General features: G+C 40.7%; 20 protein-coding genes, 2 tRNA genes and 1 CRISPR repeat array. Of the genes, 16 read left to right on the top strand and 6 right to left on the bottom strand.

The features are described from left to right. Nucleotides 1-127 precede the first annotated feature (127 nt). Nucleotides 128-2004: direct repeats of the CRISPR family, unit length 33 nt; unit sequence GTCGTACCTCGTATGAGGTACGTGGATTGAAAT. 414 nt (nt 2005-2418) lie between these two features. Next, complete coding sequence (locus tag OCU21_RS08255) at nt 2419-3258, top strand: metallophosphoesterase (protein WP_261806936.1); 840 nt, start codon at nt 2419-2421, stop codon at nt 3256-3258. A gap of 299 nt (nt 3259-3557) precedes the next feature. Here OCU21_RS08255 and OCU21_RS08250 read toward each other — a convergent pair whose 3' ends face one another. After that, nucleotides 3558-5372: an LTA synthase family protein gene (locus tag OCU21_RS08250; RefSeq protein ID WP_261806935.1), complete on the bottom strand. Its 1815-nt coding sequence runs from the start codon at nt 5370-5372 to the stop codon at nt 3558-3560. Nucleotides 5373-5810: 438 nt separating this feature from the next. Here OCU21_RS08250 and OCU21_RS08245 point away from each other — a divergent pair. From OCU21_RS08245 to OCU21_RS08225, 5 genes are all read left to right on the top strand, one after another. After that, nucleotides 5811-5891 (top strand) — tRNA-Tyr (locus OCU21_RS08245). Nucleotides 5892-5897: 6 nt separating this feature from the next. Continuing rightward, nucleotides 5898-5969, top strand: a tRNA-Gln gene (locus OCU21_RS08240). A gap of 227 nt (nt 5970-6196) precedes the next feature. Then, entirely contained in the window at nt 6197-7000 is an 804-nt protein-coding gene (proC, locus tag OCU21_RS08235; RefSeq protein WP_261806934.1) for a pyrroline-5-carboxylate reductase, read from the top strand. Between the two features lie 158 nt (nt 7001-7158). Then, nucleotides 7159-8301, top strand: a complete 1143-nt coding sequence (nagA, locus tag OCU21_RS08230; RefSeq protein ID WP_261806933.1) for an N-acetylglucosamine-6-phosphate deacetylase — start codon at nt 7159-7161, stop codon at nt 8299-8301. A 19-nt stretch (nt 8302-8320) separates the two neighbouring features. Beyond that, nucleotides 8321-9022 carry a GntR family transcriptional regulator gene (locus tag OCU21_RS08225; protein WP_261806932.1) on the top strand — a complete coding sequence of 234 codons (702 nt, stop codon included), beginning with the start codon at nt 8321-8323 and terminating at the stop codon, nt 9020-9022. Between the two features lie 268 nt (nt 9023-9290). On the opposite strand, the gene OCU21_RS08220 is transcribed toward OCU21_RS08225, so the two are convergent. Continuing rightward, nucleotides 9291-9950 (bottom strand): hypothetical protein, encoded by a 660-nt coding sequence (locus OCU21_RS08220; protein ID WP_261806931.1) that lies wholly within the window; start codon nt 9948-9950, stop codon nt 9291-9293. A 141-nt stretch (nt 9951-10091) separates the two neighbouring features. On the opposite strand from OCU21_RS08220, the gene OCU21_RS08215 reads away from it, so the two are divergent. Further along, entirely contained in the window at nt 10092-12239 is a 2148-nt protein-coding gene (locus tag OCU21_RS08215) for a GH25 family lysozyme (RefSeq protein WP_261806930.1), read from the top strand. 146 nt (nt 12240-12385) lie between these two features. Here OCU21_RS08215 and OCU21_RS08210 read toward each other — a convergent pair whose 3' ends face one another. The 4 genes from OCU21_RS08210 to OCU21_RS08195 all read right to left on the bottom strand — a co-directional run bounded on the left by OCU21_RS08210 (nt 12386) and on the right by OCU21_RS08195 (nt 16215). Then, entirely contained in the window at nt 12386-13228 is an 843-nt protein-coding gene (locus tag OCU21_RS08210) for an NAD-dependent epimerase/dehydratase family protein (RefSeq protein WP_261806929.1), read from the bottom strand. A 150-nt stretch (nt 13229-13378) separates the two neighbouring features. Further along, nucleotides 13379-14092, bottom strand: coding sequence for a glycosyltransferase family 2 protein (locus tag OCU21_RS08205; RefSeq protein ID WP_261806928.1), 714 nt, complete (start codon nt 14090-14092; stop codon nt 13379-13381). Continuing rightward, on the bottom strand, nt 14085-15119 hold the full coding sequence (locus tag OCU21_RS08200; RefSeq protein WP_261806927.1) for a WaaS/CpsH family glycosyltransferase: 1035 nt from the start codon (nt 15117-15119) through the stop codon (nt 14085-14087). Before OCU21_RS08200 ends, OCU21_RS08205 begins: the two co-directional genes overlap by 8 nt. A 37-nt stretch (nt 15120-15156) precedes the next feature. Continuing rightward, nucleotides 15157-16215, bottom strand: coding sequence for an acyltransferase family protein (locus OCU21_RS08195; protein WP_261806926.1), 1059 nt, complete (start codon nt 16213-16215; stop codon nt 15157-15159). 848 nt (nt 16216-17063) lie between these two features. Between OCU21_RS08195 and rfbA the strand changes: the two genes are divergently transcribed. From rfbA to rfbD, 9 genes are all read left to right on the top strand, one after another. Beyond that, nucleotides 17064-17936: a glucose-1-phosphate thymidylyltransferase RfbA gene (rfbA, locus tag OCU21_RS08190; protein ID WP_261806925.1), complete on the top strand. Its 873-nt coding sequence runs from the start codon at nt 17064-17066 to the stop codon at nt 17934-17936. A gap of 1 nt (nt 17937) precedes the next feature. After that, nucleotides 17938-18507, top strand: a complete 570-nt coding sequence (rfbC, locus tag OCU21_RS08185) for a dTDP-4-dehydrorhamnose 3,5-epimerase (protein ID WP_261806924.1) — start codon at nt 17938-17940, stop codon at nt 18505-18507. 56 nt (nt 18508-18563) lie between these two features. Continuing rightward, a complete protein-coding gene (gene tagD / locus OCU21_RS08180; protein WP_261806923.1) occupies nt 18564-18968 on the top strand; it encodes a glycerol-3-phosphate cytidylyltransferase in 405 nt (134 codons plus the stop codon). Between the two features lie 39 nt (nt 18969-19007). Then, complete coding sequence (locus OCU21_RS08175) at nt 19008-20186, top strand: CDP-glycerol glycerophosphotransferase family protein (protein ID WP_261806922.1); 1179 nt, start codon at nt 19008-19010, stop codon at nt 20184-20186. Next, nucleotides 20183-21613 carry an oligosaccharide flippase family protein gene (locus tag OCU21_RS08170; RefSeq protein WP_261806921.1) on the top strand — a complete coding sequence of 477 codons (1431 nt, stop codon included), beginning with the start codon at nt 20183-20185 and terminating at the stop codon, nt 21611-21613. The genes OCU21_RS08175 and OCU21_RS08170 overlap by 4 nt, the downstream gene beginning before the upstream one ends. Before the next feature lie 47 nt (nt 21614-21660). After that, nucleotides 21661-22995, top strand: coding sequence for an O-antigen ligase family protein (locus tag OCU21_RS08165; protein WP_261806920.1), 1335 nt, complete (start codon nt 21661-21663; stop codon nt 22993-22995). 14 nt (nt 22996-23009) lie between these two features. Further along, a complete protein-coding gene (locus tag OCU21_RS08160) occupies nt 23010-23846 on the top strand; it encodes a glycosyltransferase family protein (protein WP_261806919.1) in 837 nt (278 codons plus the stop codon). A gap of 163 nt (nt 23847-24009) precedes the next feature. Continuing rightward, entirely contained in the window at nt 24010-25038 is a 1029-nt protein-coding gene (gene rfbB, locus OCU21_RS08155) for a dTDP-glucose 4,6-dehydratase (RefSeq protein WP_261806918.1), read from the top strand. Between the two features lie 121 nt (nt 25039-25159). After that, a complete protein-coding gene (gene rfbD / locus OCU21_RS08150; protein ID WP_261806917.1) occupies nt 25160-26008 on the top strand; it encodes a dTDP-4-dehydrorhamnose reductase in 849 nt (282 codons plus the stop codon). Nucleotides 26009-26215: the final 207 nt, after the last annotated feature.

Genomic DNA, 26215 nt, shown 5'->3' with positions numbered 1-26215 from the left:
TTGGTAACTCAATTAGAGGGCTGCGGTCTTCTTTTGTCAACTTTATCTTTAAATAATTTATTCTTTGACATTGACCTCCCGAGTAAAACTTTACACTAAGTCTGATCTGGTCCAAAAAATCAGGCCAGTCGTACCTCGTATGAGGTACGTGGATTGAAATAGGTTCGGGTTAACGTCCAACATTACGGTCAGCGTCGTACCTCGTATGAGGTACGTGGATTGAAATAAAACAGCTTTTAATTGAACGTCAACATTTTTGTCGTACCTCGTATGAGGTACGTGGATTGAAATAGGCATATCTGTCGCCTCCCTATAAAGCCGCCAAGTCGTACCTCGTATGAGGTACGTGGATTGAAATTTAGCGAATTATGATGTGCACAAAATGTGCACAGTCGTACCTCGTATGAGGTACGTGGATTGAAATTTCCATACTAAACTCAGGCATTGGCTTTACCTTGTCGTACCTCGTATGAGGTACGTGGATTGAAATTCGGGATCTTGGCTAGCCTCAAGGGATCCATCTGTCGTACCTCGTATGAGGTACGTGGATTGAAATATTAAGAAATAACTAATAAAATCAAAAACAGATGTCGTACCTCGTATGAGGTACGTGGATTGAAATGGTCAAGTCAGTTGCACTTAGTCCTGATGTTGAGTCGTACCTCGTATGAGGTACGTGGATTGAAATCAAATAATTACAAAATTGGCGTTGGTAGTTATGTCGTACCTCGTATGAGGTACGTGGATTGAAATCAGCCGTGCGTGGGCTTGATCAATTAGGTCACGTCGTACCTCGTATGAGGTACGTGGATTGAAATGTAGCCAATGCTCGTTTCATCAACACCTTCAAGGTCGTACCTCGTATGAGGTACGTGGATTGAAATGCGCAGCGGTTTAGTCACTCGTGAAAAGACCTGTCGTATCTCGTATGAGGTACGTGGATTGAAATGAGCAGATCGGGGCAAGTCCAGTCTAGGGCTTGGTCGTACCTCGTATGAGGTACGTGGATTGAAATAAGCGGGGATGACGAACTGTCTTTAGGACAACGGTCGTACCTCGTATGAGGTACGTGGATTGAAATGATTCGTGACGGCAAAGCCACCAACGTTATTAAGTCGTACCTCGTATGAGGTACGTGGATTGAAATACCGAATAGTCGGCCTCGTCCTCGGAAAAAACGTCGTACCTCGTATGAGGTACGTGGATTGAAATGCGCTAACTTGATAATTTTCTTGACCTGATTAGTCGTACCTCGTATGAGGTACGTGGATTGAAATAACCATGGAAGCATGGGAGAAGGCTGTTTTACACGTCGTACCTCGTATGAGGTACGTGGATTGAAATAGGCAATCTTTACGCAAAACACGCCTGCAATCGTCGTACCTCGTATGAGGTACGTGGATTGAAATGAGAAATCATTATGCGTTACGGCTCGACCAGCCCGTCGTACCTCGTATGAGGTACGTGGATTGAAATCGACAACCCAACGATTTTTCTTTGGCAATAGCGTGTCGTACCTCGTATGAGGTACGTGGATTGAAATAATGCGTCTTAGTCCTTTACTGGCCGCTGAAATGTCGTACCTCGTATGAGGTACGTGGATTGAAATTTAAAGTCTAGACTGCCGTTTTGTCGGGGCATAAAGTCGTACCTCGTATGAGGTACGTGGATTGAAATTCAAACCGTGGAATTGTCAGGACGTGGTCAGTAGTCGTACCTCGTATGAGGTACGTGGATTGAAATAGCGAACAAAATATTGTACGTATGAGAAAGATGTCGTACCTCGTATGAGGTACGTGGATTGAAATAGTTTCTGGGTTTGATGCTGAGGCAGAAATCGGTCGTACCTCGTATGAGGTACGTGGATTGAAATATTGACGTACCGCCAATGTTCGAGACTTGTTTGTCGTACCTCGTATGAGGTACGTGGATTGAAATCGGGTCTAGATGAAGAAGCTACGATTAATCAAGGTCGTACCTCGTATGAGGTGCTTGGATTGAAATAACAGAACACACCTTCTCCCAAGTCGTTGAGGTCGTACCTCACATGAAAAATGCGGATTGAAATGTTTGCCCATATAATCCCACACCATGCCGCTCACCTGTCGTACCTAAGTACGTGGACTAAAATACGAAAGTAATCAAAATTAGAAAGGCTGCTAATACTTAGTCATACTATACCAAGTGAAGCTCGAATAGTAAGGTGCGCTATCAGTTGAACAAGGCAAACAGAAACGTCAGTTGATATTGCCTTTTATCACTATATTAAAATCTTTTATTGTCAGTGAACCTGTTGCGCAGTTGGCCCTCTAGTAAAATTTTGGAAAAGACAACAAATGGTTTTGTATAGGCAGCAGACGTTGTTTCATGCTATTCTATTGCGATTGGAAAACTAATAACCTACCCCAGGAGGCACCAATGAAGCTAGCTATTTCCAGTGATGAACATTTGGATATCAATCGGCAGGATCTGATGGAGTTGATTCCGCGACAGGCCGAGTTTTTACAAGAGGCGGGTGTGGATCATTATTTATTGACCGGTGATCTGTTCAATGATTTTGAACAAACATTTGCTTATGTAGAGCGGCTTCAACGAGCCTTGGGACGATCGATGCGGGTTTATTTTGTGGCGGGCAATCATGATATGTTGCGGGGGGTCACGTATGATCAACTGGAGCAACCAGAATTGTTGGGGCCGCATTATTTGCATCATCGCGTGATCCATTTGCCGGGAACAAAGGTGAGTTTGGTGGGGAATAATGGCTGGTATGACTACTCTTTGGCCGATTCGTTGGCCACTGCTCGCACGGCTGCCGATTTTCAGCAATGGAAAAACACGTATTGGATCGACCGTCGGATCGCCATGCCGCTATCTGATCAGGAACGAATGGCACGGGTGTTACAGCAAGTGGAGCTAGATTTAAAAATAGCGCGGGAGCGTGGTGATGAGATTTTATTTATAACTCATTTTGTACCACGGCGTGATTTTATTTTTGATCAATTAGATCATCCACGCTGGCAAAATATCAATGGTCTATTAGGAAGTCAGGCATTGGGCCAGCTTTTGCAGCAATATCAGGTCGAGCGCGTAGCCTTTGGGCATTTGCATACGCGTCAGCGACCGGTCACGATCGCCGGAACCACTTATTTTCACGCGCCGGTTGGTTATGGCTTACGCCGTTTGAATGAATGGCGGGAGTCTAATTTTCTAGCGGAGTGGCAACGTGATTTGAGCATGATCGAGTTTCCATCTATTTAGCGGGAGTCAATTGACTTTCATTATTCTAATTTGAAAGATAACATCATTATAAAATAGATTGATTAGTAAAATCTAAAGATGATTAAATTTTTTTATTAGTCGGTCAAATACGATCAATAGGGCTTTAGGCATCATGAATTACAATGCAGAAAAAGACGAATCAGCTCCGAGCTAAGCAGGCGCTGATTCGTCTTTTTGATAAGTGTCGAATTTAATAGGGATTTGATTTGAGTTATGATAAAGGATTTAATTCAGATCATCAGATTCTTGGCCGATCCAGTAGGCTGTAAACTGAACTCTTATTTTTCTTTATCATAAATAAAGCGATCATTATAGAATTTTGAACTCTGTGAAAGCTCGCTATTCAATTTCTTGCGACCATATTTCTCGGCCAGCGTCTTTTCGTTGGAGAAAAGATTGGTGCCTAGACCCAAACGATTTCCTTTGATATCGACACCTAGGGCTGCCAAAGTTGTTGGGAACATATTAAATGTACCGTAAGTACGATTTCTGGTTTTGACTGTACTCTTATCAATTGGAGCATTCAAAATAAGATTAAAAGTATGACGTTTACTACTACTGATTTTTTTCTTGGCATAATAATCAGCATCCATAGAAAGATGATCACCATGGATGATAACCGTGGTATTATTGTAAAACGGTTGTTGCTTGAGCCAGTTCACGAAAGTCACAAGTTGGGTATCCGTGTAAGCAATCACATTTGAATATTGCTCTGAGTATGTCTTGGGCATGTCCTTTTCGGGGTATCCGCCAATATGATGAGTGTTAGCTGTCAACATTGTAAAGTTAAAAGGTTTGCTACTGGTCGATAATTGGCTCAGATCCTCTTGAGCATAGTCGAACAATTTAGAATCTTCGTAACCCCACCAAACTTTATAATTTTTGGGGATTCGGTTTTCCTTCTTGGCGGCAAGATAATCATCGATCGTTACTTTGCCATGTTGGGTGAAGTAGGAGCGGCGGCCACCAAATGTTGCGTCAGAACCAAGCAAAAAAGTTTGTTGATAACCTTCTTCGGCTAAAATATCATTTAAAGTTGTTGCGCCAGGTAAAAATGAATCGCTTTTACTGGTGGCATATGAATTGCCGTCAATGGGAACTTTTAGAGGGATTCCGGCAGTTTGTGCAACCATACCAGCGATCGTCCAGCCGGTACCATAGAATTGATAGGCACCACCGAATGGTTTGTCAGAGTTAGAAAAGTGAATACCTTCACTGGATAGTTCGGTCAATTCCGGTAATAAATTAGTCGACATTTCACCGCCTTGAAGTTTATCGATACTAGTAGATTCCAAAGATTCAACATAGATATAGATTAAATTTCTTTTTTTCTTGGGAAAGGTAAGTTTGGTAGTCGCTGGGTCAACATAATTCTCCTCGATAAAAGTTGATGAAGAAGTGAAATATTTAATGAACCCCTTAGCGTCGATGTTGACCGCACCGGAATAGATCAAAGCGCCTGAAGCTAAGATAGTCATGGCTGCTACGCCCCAATGTACTAGCTTGGGGCGATGAATGATTTGAAATTCACAGTGGCTCAAAACAAAGAACAGAGGGAGCAAACAGATCAGCACAAGAATCGTATCAAGAAGGGGACCATTCAGAAAAGAGATAATAAAACTTGAATCTGCTCCCTCCATCGGTTGTTTCAAATTATAGATCACTTGTTCAGGATTCAATAGACCAAAATTCTTAGTGGCCCAATAACTACCCTCATAAATAAAGACACTTAGGGCGGCCAGCAAACTCAAAAGAATCGCTAAGATCACTCTTTTAGGTGTAACTTTAGTCAAATTGATTATCTTTAAGTGTTGATCAAGATGTAAATAACGGTTGAGCAAGAAGGAAATCAGTACGCCAAGAATGATCAAACCAAGTAATTGCATTGAGAAGATCAAGTTGTAGCTGGTAGCAACGAATAGATCGCGGTGGAGCAGAAAACGGGAAACTAGGTAGAGTGAACCTAAAAGGACAATGAAACGGAGAAGCTGAGTCCAAAGGAAGTTAAGGATATCTAATTTCTTTTGAAGGAACGCGATCGTGAATGGTAAAATAAAAGCCAGTAGAACGATTAATATAGAATAAACAATCATTGAAGACTCTCCTCTTTTGGATACAATGACTTTTATTATATTTTCTTTTTCAAAAAAAGTCACATAAAATGATTGTTTATTCCTTATCATACCTATAAACTGATAATTAATTCGCTTTTTGGGATTTTATGAGCAAAAAAGAAAGATTCAGATTTAACTCTTTTGTTATCGCCATTTTTTATAATAAAATTCAGTTGAACGCTGGTTTTAGTTGTGTGGAGTCGATTCGACAAATCAATTCACAGTGAATGAGGATTACTGATGGTCATTGGGAGTTGGGGAGTGTTAGCAGATGTTGATCATAGACTGTTAGGCGGTTAAAAATCCTGTTGTAAAAAAGTGCGTGGCACAAAATACTTTTTTTGGGTTTAGGGCTTGAAAAATATCACTTTTTTCGGTAAACTATTTGAGTTGGCTATTAAGCCGACCAGCCTTAATGGAGGAGTAGCGAAGTGGCTAAACGCGGCGGACTGTAAATCCGCTCCTTCGGGTTCGGTGGTTCGAATCCACTCTCCTCCATATTATTGGGTTATAGCCAAGCGGTAAGGCAACGGACTTTGACTCCGTTATGCGCTGGTTCGAATCCAGCTAACCCAATTTGGATTTAGCGAATAAGTAAGTGAAGTGTCTTGGTTCGTTTTTGAACCAAGGCCTTTTTTTGTACTCGTTTTAGTGGAATCGCTTGGTTATCTTGATAAAGTTATTTGAAACTGGGAGTTAGCGGACAAGGTTCGATTTGGGTAAGTTCAGTTTTGACGAAAGTTGAGATAGTTTGATTTTTGCGTTAAAATTGGTCTAGTTGAAATCTTGAGGAGGAAATCTTGGTGAAATTAGGGTTTATTGGCGTTGGTCACATGGCGCAAGCGATCATTTTGGGGCTACTGGAAAAGGAGACGGTTCCGGCTGCGGATATTTTGGTCCATAGTGCGCATCCTCAGAACTATGAATCATTTGCAAATAAGTATGGTTTGCAGGCAATTGCTAGTAATCTGGCCGTCGTTCAACAGGCCGATGCGCTTATTTTGGCGGTGAAACCGCAGCAAAAAGATAGTGTTTTGGCGCCATTGGCAACGGAACTTGCGCAACGCGAGTTACCAGTGTTTTCATTGTTATCTGGGGTCGATCTGGCTACCTTGGAGGCGTTGCTTGGCGCAAACGTACCGATAGTGCGTGTGATGCCTAATTTAAATGTCCGGATCGGTCAGGGAATGACAGCGTTAGCAGCTAACGAGGCTGCTGGAAAAACTGCCTATCCCTTAGCTCAGCGGCTTTTTTCTGCATTAGGCACGACTGTTGATCTACCGGAAGCAGACTTTAGTACTTTTGTTGCTCTGGCCGGCAGTGCGCCAGCGTTTGTTTATTTATTTATTGATGCATTGGCCCATGCTGGGGTTAAGTATGGTTTGACGAAGCAGCAAGCTCAGGCGATCGTCAGCCAAATGGTGGTCGGCAGCGCGCAAATGGTCCAGCAAAGTGATCAGGTGCCTTGGGAATTGATCGACGCGGTCGCCTCGCCTGGAGGCACAACGATCGCGGGGATATTGGCGTTACAAGCGGCCGGCTTTGAAACGGCGCTAACTAAGGCGGTGGATGCAACGATCGCCAAAGATCAAGGTGAGGGTGCCTGAACTGGACCAAGGCAAACTGCTTTTTGACAGTCTGACGAAGGCGTACTTAAATCCCGCTTCTTTCCCGAAATTGGTCGAGAAAAAGCTTGAATTCGTTTGCTTTTTTGGTCTATACCACCTATACTGGATGGTGGATAGAATAATAAGGAGATGTCTTTATGGGTGTAAAAGTCTTAAAACATGCAAAAATCTATACAGGGGATCAAGTTATCGATGATGGCTATATCCGTTTTGATCAAAAAGTTTTAGCGGTCGGGCCAGTTTATGAATATGTTGCTCAGGCCGGCGATGAAATCGAAAATGTCCAGGGTTTGACGATCGTTCCTGGATTCATCGATGTTCATGCCCATGGTGGTTACGGGTACGATGCGATGGACGGCGATCCAGAGCAGATCGATACGATGGCGACTAAAATGATGCGCAATGAAGGTGTCACCACCTTATTCGCAACGACGATGACGCAGTCTAATGAAAATATCGCCCATGCCATGCGTGGGGTCAAGGTTGCTGCGGCGAAGAACCCGATCATCCAAGGCGTACATTTGGAAGGTCCGTTCATTTCTGCTGTTTATAAAGGCGCGCAACCAGAACAATATATCAAAGACCCCAATACCGAGTTATTGGGTGAATGGAACGAGCTTTCTGGCGGTTTGGTCAAATTGATCACTTATGCTCCTGAAGATGAAGGCGCTGCAGCTTTTGAAGACTATTGCTTAGCTAATGGTATCGTGCCATCAGTAGGTCACAGTAACGCGACGCGGGAACAATTATTGAACAGTAAAGCGACCCATGTGACCCATCTCTACAACGCGCAACGAGAATTCAAGCATCGTCAACCTGGGGTCACTGGTCATGCCATGTTGGAAGACAATATGCATGCGGAATTGATCTGCGATGGCTTCCATATCGTGCCAGACATGATCCGCTTAGCCTTTGATCAAAAGGGACCAGAACGGATCGAATTGGTTACCGATTCGATGCGCTCTAAAGGTATGCCTGAAGGCGAAAGTGAATTAGGTGGTCAGAAGGTATTCGTTAAAGATAAGCAGGCACGTTTGGCCGATGGTACTTTGGCCGGCTCTGTTTTACAGTTTATTGACGCATTCAAGAATATTCAACGCTTTACCGGTTGCTCAATGTATGAAGCCGTTTTGATGAGTAGTGTTAACCAAGCCGAAGAATTCCACCTAGATTCAAAGGGGATCTTAGCTGCTGGTCGTGACGCTGACTTGAACTTACTAGATCAAAATATGGCCTTACAGGCAACCTACAGCTACGGCACTGAATATCATCCTGAATAGAGAGTTAGAGGTGAACTCAGTGGATTCTCCTGTATATATCAAGATTCATAATCAGCTAAAACGAGATATTGAGTCGGGCGTTTGGAAGGTCGGCGATCGCATCCCTTCAGAACGAGCGCTTTCGGTCCAATTCAAAGTTAGCCGCATGACTTTACGACAGGCCTTACAGACGCTGGTGGAAGAGGGGATCTTGGAACGTCGGGTTGGCGCTGGAACTTTCGTAGCGCGACAAAAGGTCCAGGAAAAAATGTCCGGGATCACCAGCTTCACAGAATTGATGCGTTCTCAGGGTAAATTTCCGTCAAGTCAGACGATCTCTTATCGCACGGTCAGCCCATCCCTTAGTGAGCAAGAACGCTTAAACTTGGGTGAGACTGATAAGGTCGTGCGCATGGAACGGATCCGTTTAGCGGACAGTTTACCGATTTGTTTCGAAGTCGCAACGATCCCCGCCGATATGGTCAAGAATTTTAGCCGCGCCGAAGTGACGGAATCTTTTTATGCGACCATGGAGCAAAAAGGTGGGTTCACGATCGGCCAGGCTAAGCAAACAATCACAGCGACCTTGGCCTCGGAAAGCATTGCCGACTATCTAAACTTAAAGCGTGGAGACGCCATCTTGCGTTTGCGTCAGATCACTTATCTGAGCGATGGTCGGCCCTTTGAATATGTGCGGACTCAATATGCGGGCGAGCGCTTTGAGTTTTTCTTGGAGAAATAGGAGTTTGTTATCAATGGATTCAGCTGATTCCTATGAATATTCGGCTATGGGACGGGATTGTCAGAATATCTTTTAGAAAAAAGTCACGACTTGAGTATTTTGAGCTCAAGTCGTGACTTTTCTTAATAGCAATAATATAACTGATCTTGTTGAGTCAAGTTTCTTCGATCAAGGATTGTCTACTTCAAAGCTGTAGGCATTATTGAGACTACTCACCCACTCTATTCTGCTATATAAATGATTGGATAATATTGGTGGGCAGTTCGATTTAATTAGTATAGATTTTATCAACGATCGTTTTAGTATTTTGGAGAGTGTATATTTCTTCTTTTGTCGAAGGATCAACGAGCTTGACCGTATAGTCAGGATATTTCTGAGAAATGGTAATCAACTTATCCCTTATTTCATCGAAGTTATAGGCTTCTTGATTATGTGAGACGATTCGTGATATTTTGGTGAATAAGTCTGAGTCGTTAGGAGCAAGCGTCAAAACGCGGCCACTTTCGACCGTTGAAACTTGATTGTTGAAGGTCCTTTTAGCAAAGCCAGTAATCGAATCGACCGAACTTGTCGATGTGTTCTCAGCCACTGAAGTTGTAGTATTATCGGTTATACTGGATCGAGAACTATTCGAAGACGGATCAGCATCCTTGTTTGAAGCGCTCTCTGTAGAATCTTGACTGGCGTGTTGGGCTCTCTGAGAGGTTTTGCTACTTTTATTTGTGCTTCGAGTGCTAGAATCAATTTGAGCATCATTTGTTTTTGAGTTTTGCTCAGTGCCTAGGGTGACCCCACCACCAACAAGCAAAGCAACGACAAGAATAGTTAGGATAATTCGTTTTAGTGCAGAAGATCTTTTGAATGAGAAAATGGTATAGCTTAGGAGCAACAATGCTCCGATAAATAGTGCTATTGAAGTTATGATCATTAAAAAAACCTCCTCGTATTAATTGAATTATAACCCATGAGAACGATGAGGTAAATTTTTAATGAACTGTAATATTGGGGATTAAGGGGATATGCTAAAATAATAAATGTATCATACTTTTTGATAGGAGGTAATAATGTATTGAGAAAAAGGGCGAAGCATCACCTAATATCTTTAGTGGTTTTATCTCTATTTGGAATTTTATGCCTGATCAAACCTGGGTCGGTTCAGGCCGCAACTAATTTAGTTGCCGATATCGCAAGTTACCAGTCAAGTGATTTGGCTTTTTTTCAGCAACTTAAGCAGCGTGGTGTCAAGGCAGTCACGGTCAAATTAACTCAAGGTGATTGGTATATCAATCCTAAAGCGGCGGCTCAGATCGTCAATGCCAAGAAGGCCGGTTTATTGGTCAATGCCTATCATTACGCTGAGTTCAATTCTTCAACTACTAGTAATAGTCCAGTGGCAGAGGCAGCTTTTTTTGTAAAGCAGGCCAAATTACTTGGGATCTCAACGGATCGTGTTTTAGCACTAGATATCGAGGATAAAAAGAATTCCGCTAATTCAAGTGTGATTACCAAGGATATCAATACATTCACCGACTACGTTCAAGGTCATGGGTATAGCTATACCAGTACTTATTCGATGCGTTCTTGGTTCAGTAGTAAGTTGATCAAGGTCGCCGATCTACATGATAAGAATCTATGGATCGCGGAGTATGGTGCTGATACGGTAGGTTTTCAACCTTGTGGGACTTGGCAATACACGGATAAATGGGATGTGTCTGGTTATGGTAAAATCGATATGAGCTATGACTATGATGGACGCTTCACTACGATCAATAAAGGCGATCTTAATGAGTTTACTGCCAATCAAACAACGCTCAAAATGCGTGGTTGGCATATCAGTAATGAGATCAGTGACTATAATTACCGTTATCTGATCATTATGGATGCAGAGACAAACAAGGAAATCAAACGGATCCAAATCTCAAGCTTGGCGCGTCCTGATGTTCAGAGAGTGTATCCTAGTGTCGATAACTCTTTGAATAGTGGTTTTGATGAAAGCATAGCTATTGATGCTGGACTCGCGGGTAAGAAAGTTTTTGTGATCGATCGCTATACTAAGGATCCAGCGGGCAGTAAAAATTATCTTGATTTTTGGTTCCGTTCTGATACGATCACAATCCCCAAAAAGGCAGTAAATGTGGCTACTTTGGAGAAATTTACGGCTACGGACGCGACGATCCAAGTGGCAGGCTGGCATGCCAGCGATGAGGCTCAGGGTCGTAATTATCGCTATTTGATTTTTATGGATGCTGATACCAATAAAGAAATCAAACGCGTCCGAATTGCCAATGTTTCGCGTCCAGATATCAAAAATAAGTACCCTAACGTTTACAATTCGGGAAATAGTGGTTTCAACACTAGTGTAGCTGTGGATGCTAGTCTCACAGGTAAACGAGTCTTTGTGATCGATCGTTACACTTCTGATCAGACTGGTAGTAAAGACTATTCGGATTATTGGTTCCGCGCGAATACTATTACTGTTCCCAAAAAATCTGTGAACATCGCGGCATTGGAAAAGTTTATGGCGACAGGTTCTACGATTCAGGTCTCCGGTTGGCATGCGAGTGATGATGCACAGGGGCGGGCCTATCGTTATCTGATTTTTATGGATGCTGATACCAATAGAGAAATCAAACGTGTCCGTGTTACAAGTGGTTCCCGTGCAGATGTCCAAAGCAAATATCCTAATGTTTACAATTCTTTATACAGCGGTTTTGCCACTAGCCTGCCCGTTGATGCTAGCTTGGCGGGAAAAAGGGTTTTTGTGATCGATCGTTACACTTCTGATGCGACTGGTAGTAAAGATTATTCCGATTATTGGTTCCGCGCGAACACGATCGCGGTTCCTAAAAAATCAATGAATGTTGCAACACTTGAGAAATTTTCAGTAACCGGTACAATGCTCCAAATTTCGGGCTGGCATGCCAGTGATGAGGCTCAGGGTCGTAATTATCGGTTTTTGATCATCATGAATGCTGATACGAACAAAGAAATCAAACGTGTTCGGATCTCAAATAATTTGCGTCCAGATGTCCAAAAAGAATATCCTAGTGTTTATAATTCATTATATAGTGGTTTCAGCACCAGCCTATCGGTTGACGCCAGTTTAGCTGGCAGGCATATCTTTGTGATCGATCGTTATGCAATCGATGCAACTGGCAATAAAGACTATGCCGATTATTGGTTTAGAAATCAATCACTCAAAATCGCAAATCAGTAGTAATTTTAAATGAACAATTTTTAAGTATTATAAACAGAGATCCTACTAGCCCAGAATAACGGGCCAGTAGGATCTCTGTGCTTATTGATATTTTGAAATACTCAAGCTCAATGGCGTACTAACTGATCGAACTTCAGCCACTGATTTTATTTATTCAGATACTTTTTCTGTTCAAGGATGTGTTGGATCTTGGTATTATTTCCCCAGATTGCTTTTGAGTCATAAGGTCGATCGGGAAAGGCCCCGTATTTCAATTTAATACTATAATTATTTTCACGGATAAAACGTTCAACTCGGTCGGCTAATTTTTCCGGTCTACCTGAGCAAATCTCAATGATACCATTAACATCATTTTGACCGATCGCAGCAGCTATCTGTTTGCAAAAAACGTCATAATCAATAAAATCAAATTGATCTTGTCCTAAAGTGAATGGGAATTCTTTTTCACCCGAGTTAGCGGCCGCTGTCAGTTTTGAAAAAATCGAACTTCCAAATTCTGAATGGCCGACAATGTAGTAGCCGCGTAACCATTGAAAAACTGTCCCATACTTGCTGGCTAACATTTGTGTTAGTTCACGCAAGGCGTTTTTGCTGATACCATAAGGAGTTACAGGGTTACACGGTGTTGACTCGTTGATACTACCCTCAAAGAAACCGATCTCGTGCATACTGCCCATTACTGCAATCTTTTCGAGTCCAGATTCAATCATTTTTTTTATAAAATGATAGTGCTTGGGTAAATCATCGATATGAGCATCAGAATAGTGTTTAAACCCATCGCGCCAAGCTAGATCCAAAAGAACGTCAGGTTTACCAAACGTGGTATAAGGATCCTCGACTTCAAAAAGATTACCAGCTATTTTTTCCGCACGGTCGTCAATAAATTGTGTCTTAAAATCAGTTGCGATTACTGAATGACCATTGTCGAGAATTGCCTTAACAATACCTTGACCTAAATAGCCATTCGCGCCAGTTACTAATATTTTCATTTTGTCCTCGCTTTCAAATCTAAAAGTACTTCTATGACACTCGGTTAAGCTTAAGCTGAGCGCTTTAACTCAGAGATGTACTGGTGATGTGATCGATCAAGAATGATTAACATTACTGTACTATTATACTACAAAAGAACTGCTTTCCACCTATCTAAAAAATACTGTTCGAATGATGTCAAAACGCCATTTGATTTTTTCACCAAAAGAAGAGTGGTTTTCAACAGTGGTAACAGTGTTGTTATGCCGACGATATAAAACGAGTTTATCTGGGATCAACATAGCTGCATGGTGCTTATTGGCGAGGATCCCCAACCACATATCATGCATAGGAACATTATCGGGAATTGGCAGTAATGGTCGTACAAAACTCTTCCGAAAGGCCATTGCGCAGCCAATATAAGTATTTTTTATGATATTCTTGACGACACCTAGCTTTGTGCCACGGTAAGCGAAGAAGGATGGAATGACCGGATTTAAGTGATCATCGACTACGGTGATGTCTGACATGATCAAATCGATATTAGGGTGCGTCATAAAATTATTTAGCATCACAGCCACTTTGTTAGATTGCCAAATATCATCTTGATCAGAAAGAAAAATGATGTCATTATTGCAATGAGCCAAGGCATTATTGAAATTAGCGATGACTCCGGGCTTGGCACAATGGATAAGTCGGATACGTGGATCCTGATCAAGAGCATCCTGTAATATTTCCAAAGTTTGATCCTTTGAGCCATTATCAGAGATGATCAGCTCATCGGTCGCTGCTAGTTGTGTTAGGATACTTTCGATTTGCTGACGAATATATTTTTCACCATTGTATGTCGCCATCGCAACAGAAATACTTGGTCGATCATTCATGGTAATACCTCACATTCTCTTGATTTAGTCCTAATAACTCAGTTAAAAAAGATGAGATACAATAGTGTTGATAAATTTCTTGAGCAACAGGCTGGTAAGTAGAGTTTAGAAATTCGGCTGGTATCACTACATGGTCGCGATCAATCACGCAAATATTATTAGGATCATAAAAATCATAATGAACAATATCTTGGTTTGTCGTAATCAGTTTTTTATGTGCGCCCAACATTTCGATCGTTCGCATCGTTAAACCAGTTTGAAGTGGGTGTTGAATATCAACGACCACTTGTGCGCTCGTTAACTTTTCTTGGAGAGTGGTCTGTGCGAGTGGGTGATAGTTGAAATCATTTATTTTGGCACCGGGGATTATTTTCTTAAAATATTTGTAGTAGAAGAACATTAATTTTGAAGGAATAAAATAATAGTAAAAAACGTGCTTGTTTTCTCGGAGAAACTCCTGTTTGATTTGCTCAAGGATAAGATACCGATCCGAATGGACAGTTCCCACAAAAAATAAATCTAAATCTTGTGTTTTGTTTTGTGCTAAGGTGGCATAACTTTTATCAAAGAATAGGGGACGAAAGTGCCAACCATAGTGTTGACAGTCCTGAATATCAAAAGATTCCACCTGATCAAAATAAGGTGTCTTCTCGACAGTATTGATTTTATTACGAACAGAATCCCATAGGTAAAGTGTTTTAGGAATATGCGAGAATGTTTTAGTTAGGTAATCAAGGAAAAAGGTAGGCGTGGCTTCGGCTTGACAGATAAGAATATAGTCAAAATGTTGGTCTTTGATCTGGTCGATGATCTGCTCATAGTAATTCTTGATTTTTTGCTTCATGAGCTTTCGATTTATCCGAAGTAAGGCCTTACCAAGAGTCGTATTCGAAGGGCGCTCATCAAAAAAAGTCACTTTGCCCCCCATGGCCTCAAGTTCATTTTTTAAGAGAAGCTCGTAGGAAAAAAATTTGGGACTAAGAAATAGAATCTGTTTTTGGTGTAGGAGAGTTGTCGCTGATGTCATGGGTGTTCTGTCCTTTTCTATAAAAAGCGAAGCTGATTCAGTCTTGGGCAACATCGTTTTTCTTGTTGAATTTAAAAATCACTTTATTTTTAAGTTGGATACATCTTTTTTCAATCAGATGCCAAGAAAGGAAAGCAAAAATCATCGAAATCGGTAGGGCCAGTAAGAAGTTTTCCAATTGGTTCAGGTGATTATTGAACAATGACATGAGTAACTGCTGGATGACGAAAGAATAGATATACATTCCATAAGATAAATCACCGTATTTAGTGAAGTTACTGAATTTATGAACAGGCCCCAAAGCTAGATAGAAAATCAGATATGAGCCACCAATTGATGCGGCAGGAATAAATTGATTAAATTGAACGCCTGCAATCAGAATCAGGATCGCCAGTAAGGCCAGTTTTCCATTCAGAATTATTTTATCGCGCCATTGATAAAAAATCATACCAGCGGAAAAGAAGAGCCCAAAGTAAATGTAATAATAAAAACCTGGGAACTTGATCAAGAGTAAAAACAGGCAAAGAAGGTAAATACCGATACTGGTTTCTTTTCTCAAAAGTTTAGTAACACCTAGAAAGGCCACCATCAGATATGAGACAAACTCAAACCAGAGCGTCCAGATCGAACCATTGATCGCATTGGGATAAATATTGTTTGCAAAGACCCCAGGCAGATTGTAGTGCATGCTCTTCAACGATAGGTTTAAGAAATATTGTTTGGTCAAGGGATGCGTAAAGTATTCCTTTAATGGTAGTGTCGTCAAAAGTGGGCCAAGAACGAAAATCGACAGTAAAATCACGACAATGTATGCTGGCATGATTCGTAAGACTCGCGCCTTTAAAAAACGACCGAGACTCTTACTATGATCAAAACTCATTGTTATCAGGAATCCGCTTATGATGAAGAAAATCATGACACCAACTTCACCCGCAGTGGTTTCCATTTTCGTGATCGAACTAATGAATTCATACTGGTTTCCTCGCCCAGTTAAGGGAAAGGAATGAAACCAGATTACGAGGACGGCCGCAAAAAATCGAATAATGTCGAAGTTGTTGGTTCTTGTTTCTAAACTCTGGTTGATTTGTGATTTCATAATTCCCTATCCCCGCTATTATTAATGGATTGATAGGCCAATAGACCTATTAAAATCAATCATTTTGAATTTTGTGATTTAGTGTTGCGAAGGTTGCTCCGATACACGATCTTAGTATCGCTAGTTAATTTAAGTAGGCCAATAAGATAAATTCTGAAAATGGAAGTAGCGCTGATCGCTATCACGATAATAATTGAATGGAATGACTATCAACCAGTATAAAGTACAATTATTCTATAAACAAGCCTTCTCTGCTAGATGTTATTACATTGAGCGCTAGGATCACTAAAATCGAAATGATGAAGGATATGTGTGGGGATTCTTGATATACGAAATGTGTTTTTAGTGTACTGTTCAGTAGGAACACCCTTTTTTTGCACAAATGTTTAAAAATCATTAATTTTAGGTTGTACGGTATGGCTTTTTGCTGAGCTAACGAAGTATGCTGGAGTAGTATAGTAAATGATTTTTATCACTTATTCAAAGTTCGATCAGGTTGTTGTTTTAGTAAAGCCGTAACAATTGAATGGAATCGGCTTTTTTAATGGGTTCCCAGATATTAGTGAAAAGAAATCATGGTACTATTGGACTGACTTTACGTTATGCGATTGATCAGGAAGAGAGTTTGTGTGTAACTGTGCCATGGAAGCATTCCTTCGCAGTGATTTCCAAAAACTTGTCGTCGAGTAATAATGAAGTCACTGAATCGGTTAGTCTGGAACCAGCTTTTACTATTGCTTTATTTATTGGTATAATTACATTTGCATTCAAGCTGTTACTGTCTTTGCTGATCAGGTACTATTGTTCTTGATCTAATCAATTTATGTGAAGGGAAGTATTGATTAATTATGAAGGGTATTATTCTTGCAGGTGGGTCAGGTACACGTCTTTATCCAATAACACGGGCAATTTCAAAACAACTTATCCCGATCTACGATAAGCCAATGATCTATTATCCACTTTCAACATTGATGTTGGCGGGTATTCAGGATATTCTGATTATCTCAACACCAAAAGATCTACCAAGATTTGAGGAACTTTTTGACGATGGTTCTGATTTAGGGTTACGGATCAGTTACAAGATCCAAGAACATCCTAATGGATTAGCAGAGGCTTTCATCTTAGGGGCTGATTTTATTGGTGATGATTCGGTTTGTTTGATTCTAGGTGATAATGTTTTCTATGGTGGTGGTTTATCAAAGTTACTGCAAGATGCTGCAGCTAAGGAAAACGGCGCGACAGTCTTTGGTTATCACGTTAATGATCCTGAGCGGTTTGGGGTCGTTGACTTTGACGAGCAAATGCATGCCAAGTCAATTGTGGAGAAGCCAGCGCACCCGGCAAGCAACTATGCCGTTACTGGTCTTTATTTCTATGATAATCAAGTTGTTGATATTGCTAAACATATCAAGCCTTCTGATCGAGGAGAACTAGAGATCACGGATGTCAACCAAGAGTATTTACGACGCGATCAGTTAGATGTGAAATTGTTGGGGCGTGGATTTGCTTGGTTGGATACGGGTACACACGAGTCATTGCAAGAGGCATCTAACTTCATTCAGTCGATTCAAAAACGGCAGAATCTTCAAATTTCTTGTCTTGAAGAAATCGCTTATCGAATGGGATATATTACGATCGATAAGATGAAAGAGCTGGCACAGCCGCTTAAGAAAACCGAGTATGGTCAATATCTATTACGATTAGCGGAAAGAGGAAAATAGTATGGTTAAGGTTTTAGATACAAAGTTACAAGATGCAAAGATTATTGAAACGGATGTTTTCGGTGATCATCGTGGCTTCTTTACAGAAACGTATACTGAAAATCATTTCTACGAAGCAGGGGTCGATATCAAGTTTGTTCAGGATAATCAGTCGCTTTCCGTTGAACCTGGTGTTCTGCGTGGACTTCATTTTCAAAAAGCGCCTTATGCACAAACTAAGTTGCTCCGCGCGGTGACTGGCGTTATTTATGATGTTATCGTTGATGTTCGTGCTGGCTCACCAACATATGGTCAGTGGCAAGGCTTTATTCTAAGCGAATTTAATCATCGCCAATTGTTGGTTCCTAAGGGATTTGCTCATGGCTTTGTGACTCTGACACCTAATTGTAATGTTGCCTATAAGTGTGACGGTTACTATGTTCCTAATGCTGATGGTGGGATTGCTTTTGATGATCCGGATTTGGCGATCGAGTGGCCAATGCCTATCGAGCATTTGATCCTTTCGGCTAAGGATAAAAATCATCCTAACCTTAAAGATGCTGATTTGAACTTTGTTTATGAAAAGAAGTAGCATAATTCTTTTTTAGAATTAGCAAATCTTACTTTTAAGGAAGAATGGTGCTTAGTATGAAACGTGTAATTACGTATGGGACTTTCGATCTACTTCATTATGGTCATATCAATTTGTTGCGACGTGCAAAAGAGTATGGTGATTACTTGATTGTCGGACTTTCAACTGATGAATTCAACTGGGATGAAAAACAAAAGAAATGTTATTTTTCCTATGAGAAAAGGAAACAGTTGCTCGAGGCCATTAGATATGTTGATCTCGTGATACCTGAACAAAGCTGGGATCAAAAAGTTACAGATATTGCAGAGTACCATGTTGACACATTTGTAATGGGTGATGATTGGCAGGGTAAATTTGATTATTTACGAGACAAGACAAGTGCTGAGGTCATTTACTTACCAAGAACTGCAGAAATCTCAACGACCCAGATCAAAGCTGATCTTCGCCAACGGCGGAAATAAACGATTTTGCTATTATTCGTTGAGACATGAGGGATTAGAATGAATTTCAAGAAAAAAATGCGCTCTGCTTTAGAAACAATTATTTATTTTTGCTGCGGTTTTAAAAAACGAGATAATCAAGTTCTTGTTTTCGGCTCATGGTTTGGTACTAAAGCGGCGGACAATTCATACTATTTGTTGCGATATTTAGTCGATCAGGGCTTTGCAAAGTCATATCGGCTAGTTTGGATAGGTCAAGATAGCTTAAGAAATCAAATCCAGCGAGACTTTCACGGCGCAGTAGCGTTTTATCCTAGAAATTCCTTTGCGGCCTTTCGGATTTTACAAGTGGCGGGATATGGATTTGTATCGAACGGCATGACTGATTTAGGTTCGATAGTTCCAAACAGAAGAATGAAAGTAGTTCAATTATGGCATGGTTTTCCTTTTAAGAAAATTGGTGCGGACATGTCAAGTGATCCGCACGAAGGAAACCATGTTTATGATCAATTCACGGGATATCTTTCGACCTCACCTTTAATGACCACCAGAATTTTATCGGCATTTCGTAATTATGGCATCAGCGAGGCACAAGTAATCAAAGCAGCCCAGCCACGTGATATGGTTTTGGTTGATCAGTCTGTCAAGCCGGATATTTCTAAACGCATCAGGAAAAGCTTAGGCATCCCTGAAAATGCATTTGTGGTTTCATACTTGCCAACTTTTCGGGATCGCAATTCTTCGACATTTGCCTTCGCATCATTAGGCGCAGAGTTTGATCAGAAACTAAAGGATAAAAATATTTACATTATTGAGAAGAGACACCATTTTCGCTTTCGTGAATACGAGGTTCAGAACTACGATCATATTGTTCAGGCATCAGATGAGGTCGATACCCAAGAGCTTTTGATTGCGACTGACCTTTTGGTGACTGATTTTTCAAGCGTTTATGCCGATTTCCTGTATCTAGATCGTCCCATCCTGCATTATTTCTATGACGGTGATTATTATTTGAAAAATGATCGAGGCTTATATGCGAAAGATGTTGCCGATATTGCCGCAGGCCCAATTGTTTATCAAGAAGAAATCCTGATTAAATATTTGATCGATCATGATTCGCAGGATTTTGAAGTAGAGAAACGCCATCAACTACATCGGTTGGTGAATGCCTATCCTGTCGAGGAATCTGGCAAAACGATCATGGATCGTTTAGGATTATTCGGAGGAGATACTGAGTGAAAAAAGTTAGCGTTAATCTCGTCTACAATGCGCTTTATCAATTTCTATTAGTAGCGTTACCTATCCTGACGATACCTTATCTGTCTCGTACATTTAGCACTGAAAACGTTGGTATCAATGGTTATGTTGGCTCGATCGTCGCCTTTGCGGGCAACTTTATGTTATTGGGACTCAATCAATATGGTGTAAGAACGATTGCTCAGGCCAAAGCCGAAGAGCTTGAAGATAAGTTCCGAGACTTATGGATCGTCCAAATAACAGCTGGATTGATCATTCTGATTATTTATAGTGTATTGGTGCTTTTCTTTTTACCATATCGTTTTTACTTCTTGTTGAATATTCCTTATTTGATCGGATATGGTCTTGATATCTCTTGGGCCTATATAGGCCGAGGCAATGTCAGCAAGGTGGTCCTACGAAATAGTGTTATTAAGATTTCGACAGTTATTCTGATTTTTACATTGATCCATTCTTCAGGTGATTTGTGGAAATATATGGTCATCAATAGTGTTGGCATGCTGATCGCCAATTTGATTTTTCTGATCGATTTGAAAAGTTTAGGGATCCGCCTAAAAAGCATTCGGTGGCAGACAGCGAATTTTCGCTATCTAAAGCCATTGCTCTTTTTGGCGATTCCCGTTGTGTCTGCACAATTATATACCAATGTTGATAGTACGATCGTGGGTACGATCGCAGGAGCGACACAACTGGCTTATTATGATCAATCACAAAAAATGGCACGAATAGTTTTGGCGATTTTAACATCGATCAGTACTGTGATCATGCCAAAAATGGCGCAATTGGATCGTGAAGGTTCAGATGATAAGCTGCTGAAGATGTTTAAGGCATCAGCTGATTATACATTGATGTTGGCGTTCTTTTTTGCTTTGATTTTGATGATCAACGCCAAATCATTTATTATCTTTTTCTACAGTAAAAAATTTATACCAATGACATTTAATATGTTTTGGGTGAGCCTGATCATTATTTTTGTTGCGTATGGCGGTGTTTTTGCGACTCAATTAGCCTTAGCAAAAGGACTTTATCGTGAGTATATGATCCCCTACGTGGTTGGCGCGGTCTTTAGTGTTACAGCAAATATTCCGATCGCGAAGGTCTATGGTGCTAATGGTGGGACCGTTGTAATCGTTTTAACTGAACTTTTAGTTTGCTTTCTACGGATTTTCTTTGTTCGCAATTCAGTTGATTTAAAAACACTATTTAGCGAACATATCAAGTATCTATTCGCATTTTTGGTAGTACTATTAGGCTCGCGGTTTGTACAGATCGGGCAAATCGGCACGTTTACAAATTTAGCGATAACTTCGATCATCGGTGCGATTGCTTACTTTGTAATTTTGCTCCTGTTAAGGACGCGTTTCTTTTCTGATATTCATGTTTTTTTGAAAAAGAGAAGGGCACATTAGTTTTCAAGTTACTGATTTAAAACCTTTTTGGGGAAGTGGAGTATTGAATGGTATCTAAACAAATAACAAAATTTGAAAAAAGTTTGTTACTCATTTTCTTTTTTGAATTATTCGCTGGTGGTGGCGGACGACTCTTGGCTGTTGGACCGCTATCTATTCGACAGATTTTATTTTTTCTGGTGATGGCCGTTTTCTTTATCCGGTTTTGTCTCAATGTAGATTCCAGAAATGAAATTCTGTCTTATTTTAAGAAGCCCACGACGGCAGTATTTTGGCTAAGTGTGTCAATGCTTTTGTGGATAATGGTCAGTACGGCTATTGGTTTCTTACATCATCATCCAACTGGTGATGTTTTGCGGGATACCTTTCGGGTGATTTTTGTAGTTGCTGTTATTCCGTTGATCTACTATCTGGGCAAGAATAGGTTTACACTCGCGGATTTTGTTAAGGTCCTATTTATTGCAAGTATTGTTGTTTCTCTTTTGACGATCACCATTAGTTTGATCGGGAAATTTCAGACTGATCGACAGTTCTATTTCTTTTATAAGGATATCAATAAAATATTTCCAGGAGATTTATTTTTTAGGCCATCGCGGGGTGTGTTTTACAAGTCACATTTCCTAGTCCTTTTTACGATGATCATTTCCTCCGTAATGTTAATGGATAAGAAAATCAATTATTTTTATGTGACAACACTGGGCATCAATGCGATTTCAATTATTTTATCAGAAACAAGGGGCCTTTTTTTGGGATATTTTGTAGGTCTGTTGATTTACGTTATTGTGCGAGCCGTCATTGCGCGTTGGGGCAAAGAAAAGTTCTTATGGCCCAAAAAAATAGCAATCAAAAGAATTATTTTTCTTGTTATGGCATGTGGATTAACCTTTTACTTCTATGGGCATTCAACAGTGGCCCGCTTTAGTCAACCCGGCGGCGATATTCCAGAATACCAGAAAGAAAACGAAGAAGATACCATCAAAGATATCAGCATGAACATACGTAATGACCTGATGAAAGCCTCTATTAAAATCATCAAGAAATCAAAGGTTGGTCTTGTTGTCGGGAATGGGTATGGCACTAAAATCGGTAAAAGAACGACTGGGATCGAAATGTCTTTTGTTGATATTTTGGTCGAGCAAGGAGTTATTGGCGTGTTAGCTTGGTTACTGTTCACACTTTTGCCGCTTTTTTACTATTTTAAATCATTTCTAAGGACTGGGTCACTGGCCAGTATCAATATTGGTCTGTTGGCTTGCACGATTTCGATGCTCCTAGTTACAAATATCAATCCGTTTTTAAATAGCCCGATCGGTTTAGGTTTCTTGATCCCAGTTATTGTCTACGCGTATAAGTTGTCTATAAATTCTAAAGAAACAGCCTAAAATCGAGGTGCAAAATGGCGAAGATTGCGATTGTCATCGTTATGTATAAGAAGAAAATACAGGACACGACGATATTTCCTTTTTTGAATCAAGTTTTTGGCATGGGGATCCCTGTGATCTGTTATGATAATAGTCCGAAGGAGAAACGTCCTCAAATCAGCAATGCGCTTTTTGAATATCATCATGATCCAACCAATCCCGGAATCGCTGTTGCCTATAATTATGCTAGTGACGTTGCGGCTACTAAATTTGGGCGTGATGCTTTATTGTTGCTAGATCATGATAGTAAAATCGATCTTGACTTTATTACCGCGATGTCTAAAGAAGTGTTTGAGACGGATGTTGTGGCGGTCGTTCCTCGGGCGTTTTCAGATACTAGACAGTTGTCACCACTGGCTGGGAACAAGTATATCGATCGCGATTCGATTCCACTAGGCCCGGGTGTGTACAAAGAACCAGTTATGGCAATCAATTCTGGTAGCTTGATCAGCTTGGACTTTATCAAAAAAATTGGTGGCTTTGATTTGGAGTTTCCACTAGACTTTTTAGATCATTGGCTTTTTTTTATGATTGGTCGTGCTCAAAAAGCTGTCAAGGTCTTATCACTGACTTTTCAGCATGATTTATCAGTACTTAATTACAAAAAAATGAGCCACGGGCGGTTTGATAGTATTTTAGCCGGTGAAGTATTGTATTATACAAAGTATAGAACCAAGTTTTTGGCTCGTTACAAGCGCCAACTATTAAAGCGGGCCATCAAATTGTTTTTAACAGTCTCGGATAAATATTACTGCAAACGTTCTTTGACGGAATATAGAAATATTGGGAAAACCAATTCATTTTCCAAATGAAATGAAACTGGGCCCGTGGGCTGATTTTTCTGCGACATACTGGCCGGTTTGATAAAACATACTGGAATTGTATGTGTTCTTGATTTTATTGAATAAGTGCGTAAATGTAGGTGGACTAAGTAAGAACTATAGGTTACGTTTAACTAGTTAAGGAGTGTTTTTAATGAAAAATATCATTGTAACAGGCGGTGCCGGTTTTATTGGCTCGAATTTTGTCCATTATGTGGTAAATAATCATCCTGAGGTACATGTCGTTGTGTTGGATAAATTGACTTATGCTGGAAACCGTGCGAACCTAGCTGGTTTGCCAGCAGATCGGGTCGAATTAGTGGTGGGGGATATTTGCGATGCAGAACTTGTTGATCGCCTAGTTAGTAAAGCCGACGCGGTTGTCCATTATGCGGCGGAAAGTCATAATGATAACTCATTGATCGACCCAACTCCTTTTATTCAAACGAATATTGTAGGGACGTATACGTTATTGCAGGCTTGTCGTAAATATGATGTGCGTTTCCACCATATCTCGACAGATGAAGTCTATGGTGACCTGCCATTGCGTGAGGATCTTCCCGGTCATGGAGAGGGTGTAGGCGAGAAATTCACACCTGAGTCGCGCTATAATCCAAGCAGTCCTTATTCCTCATCCAAGGCCAGTTCGGATCTATTAGTCCATGCTTGGGTGCGTTCGTTTGATCTTAAGGCAACGATCTCAAATTGTTCAAACAATTATGGCCCTTATCAACATATCGAAAAGTTTATTCCACGACAGATCACTAATATTTTAAGCGGTATTCGGCCTAAATTATACGGAAGTGGCAAGAATGTTCGGGACTGGATCCATACAAACGATCACTCTCGAGCGGTTTGGACGATCTTGACCAAGGGAAAGATCGGTGAGGTTTATCTGATCGGCGCTGATGGTGAAAAGGATAATAAGGCTGTCTTAGAGATGATCCTTGAGTTGATGGGTCAGCCTAAAGATGCTTATGATCAAGTTAACGATCGTCCTGGCCATGATCTACGCTATGCGATCGATTCAACGAAGTTGCGGGAGGAATTAGGCTGGCGGCCAGAATATACTGACTTTCAAACAGGACTTAAACATACGATCGATTGGTATACTGAGCATGAAGATTGGTGGAAATCAGAAAAGGCTGCTGTTGAAGCGAAGTATGCTAAAAATGGTCAATAACCATTAACGCCTTTTAAAACAGATATCAAAATGGTGTCTGTTTTTTTGTTATGATAATGTAGTATTATTAATATTAGGTAGACTTGTTTTGATGAAAAAAGACTAGGAGTTTGATGAAACCATGAAAATTTTAATTACCGGTGCCAACGGACAATTAGGTACTGAGCTGCGGCAGTTACTAGATGAGCATGATCTGAGCTATACGGGGACGGACGCTCAAGATTTAGATATCACGGATAAAACGGCAGTTGATCGCTATTTTGATGAGAATCATCCGACAATCGTTTTTCATTGCGCTGCTTATACAGCTGTGGACGCGGCTGAGGAGGAGCCAGGCAAGTCGATCGATTACAAGGTGAATGTCTTGGGTACACAAAATATTGCTCAGGCGGCCGAAGCTGTTGGCGCAACGTTGTTTTATATTAGTACTGACTATGTTTTCGATGGAACTAACGATCAGATGTACACTGAGGAAACAGTCCCAGCCCCTAAAAACGAGTACGGTCGAACAAAATTGGCGGGTGAACAAGCCGTTGCCAATATCATGAGTAAATATTATATTATCCGTACTTCTTGGGTGTTCGGTGAATATGGCAAGAACTTTGTTTATACCATGCTGAAGTTAGCTGAAACACATGATCAGTTGACAGTTGTTGATGATCAACAAGGACGGCCAACTTGGACGCGTACTTTGGCTGAGTTTATGCTCTTTGCGCTGAATAAGCAATTACCGTTTGGACTGTATCAATTATCAAATGACAACGACTGCACTTGGTATGAATTTGCAAAAGAGATCCTTAAGGATAAAGCGGTTAAGGTGTTGCCAGTCGATTCTGATCAATTCCCACAAAAGGCATACCGGCCACGACATTCGATCATGGATCTTAGCAAGGTAAAAGCGACTGGATTTGTGATCCCAACTTGGCAAGAGGCGTTAACAGCATTTATGCAGAAAATCGATTCGAAATAAATGAAAAGACTGCGGAATTCAGTTTAGAGATGTCTCAACTGCTGAGCGACAGCCAGCAATTGATGCCCTTTAGAAAATACCTTAGTATGACTCAGTCGATTTTGAGTAGTTTAAATTTGCGGATTTTCAAATTAAGCAGGGGAAGTTACAATCATTTGACTTTCCTTTTTTTATGGTCAGCCGCTTTTTTCTGGTTGTTGGCTGATC

This window comes from Lapidilactobacillus luobeiensis (assembly GCF_024345205.1).
In the GTDB taxonomy this organism is placed as follows: Bacteria; Bacillota; Bacilli; order Lactobacillales; family Lactobacillaceae; genus Lapidilactobacillus; species Lapidilactobacillus luobeiensis.
Note: the sequence above shows the minus strand (reverse complement) of the source record. Positions and strands in the feature narration are given on the sequence as shown.

What these genes read in the sequence shown, in the direction of transcription:
- OCU21_RS08255 (WP_261806936.1), top strand. Translation starts at nt 2,419, where the DNA reads ATGAAGCTAGCTATTTCCAGTGATGAACATTTGGATATCAATCGGCAG.
- OCU21_RS08250 (WP_261806935.1), bottom strand. Translation starts at nt 5,372, where the DNA reads ATGATTGTTTATTCTATATTAATCGTTCTACTGGCTTTTATTTTACCA.
- nagA (WP_261806933.1), top strand. Translation starts at nt 7,159, where the DNA reads ATGGGTGTAAAAGTCTTAAAACATGCAAAAATCTATACAGGGGATCAA.
- OCU21_RS08220 (WP_261806931.1), bottom strand. Translation starts at nt 9,950, where the DNA reads ATGATCATAACTTCAATAGCACTATTTATCGGAGCATTGTTGCTCCTA.
- OCU21_RS08210 (WP_261806929.1), bottom strand. Translation starts at nt 13,228, where the DNA reads ATGAAAATATTAGTAACTGGCGCGAATGGCTATTTAGGTCAAGGTATT.
- OCU21_RS08205 (WP_261806928.1), bottom strand. Translation starts at nt 14,092, where the DNA reads ATGAATGATCGACCAAGTATTTCTGTTGCGATGGCGACATACAATGGT.
- OCU21_RS08200 (WP_261806927.1), bottom strand. Translation starts at nt 15,119, where the DNA reads ATGACATCAGCGACAACTCTCCTACACCAAAAACAGATTCTATTTCTT.
- OCU21_RS08195 (WP_261806926.1), bottom strand. Translation starts at nt 16,215, where the DNA reads ATGAAATCACAAATCAACCAGAGTTTAGAAACAAGAACCAACAACTTC.
- rfbA (WP_261806925.1), top strand. Translation starts at nt 17,064, where the DNA reads ATGAAGGGTATTATTCTTGCAGGTGGGTCAGGTACACGTCTTTATCCA.
- rfbC (WP_261806924.1), top strand. Translation starts at nt 17,938, where the DNA reads ATGGTTAAGGTTTTAGATACAAAGTTACAAGATGCAAAGATTATTGAA.
- tagD (WP_261806923.1), top strand. Translation starts at nt 18,564, where the DNA reads ATGAAACGTGTAATTACGTATGGGACTTTCGATCTACTTCATTATGGT.
- OCU21_RS08175 (WP_261806922.1), top strand. Translation starts at nt 19,008, where the DNA reads ATGAATTTCAAGAAAAAAATGCGCTCTGCTTTAGAAACAATTATTTAT.
- OCU21_RS08165 (WP_261806920.1), top strand. Translation starts at nt 21,661, where the DNA reads ATGGTATCTAAACAAATAACAAAATTTGAAAAAAGTTTGTTACTCATT.
- OCU21_RS08160 (WP_261806919.1), top strand. Translation starts at nt 23,010, where the DNA reads ATGGCGAAGATTGCGATTGTCATCGTTATGTATAAGAAGAAAATACAG.
- rfbB (WP_261806918.1), top strand. Translation starts at nt 24,010, where the DNA reads ATGAAAAATATCATTGTAACAGGCGGTGCCGGTTTTATTGGCTCGAAT.
- rfbD (WP_261806917.1), top strand. Translation starts at nt 25,160, where the DNA reads ATGAAAATTTTAATTACCGGTGCCAACGGACAATTAGGTACTGAGCTG.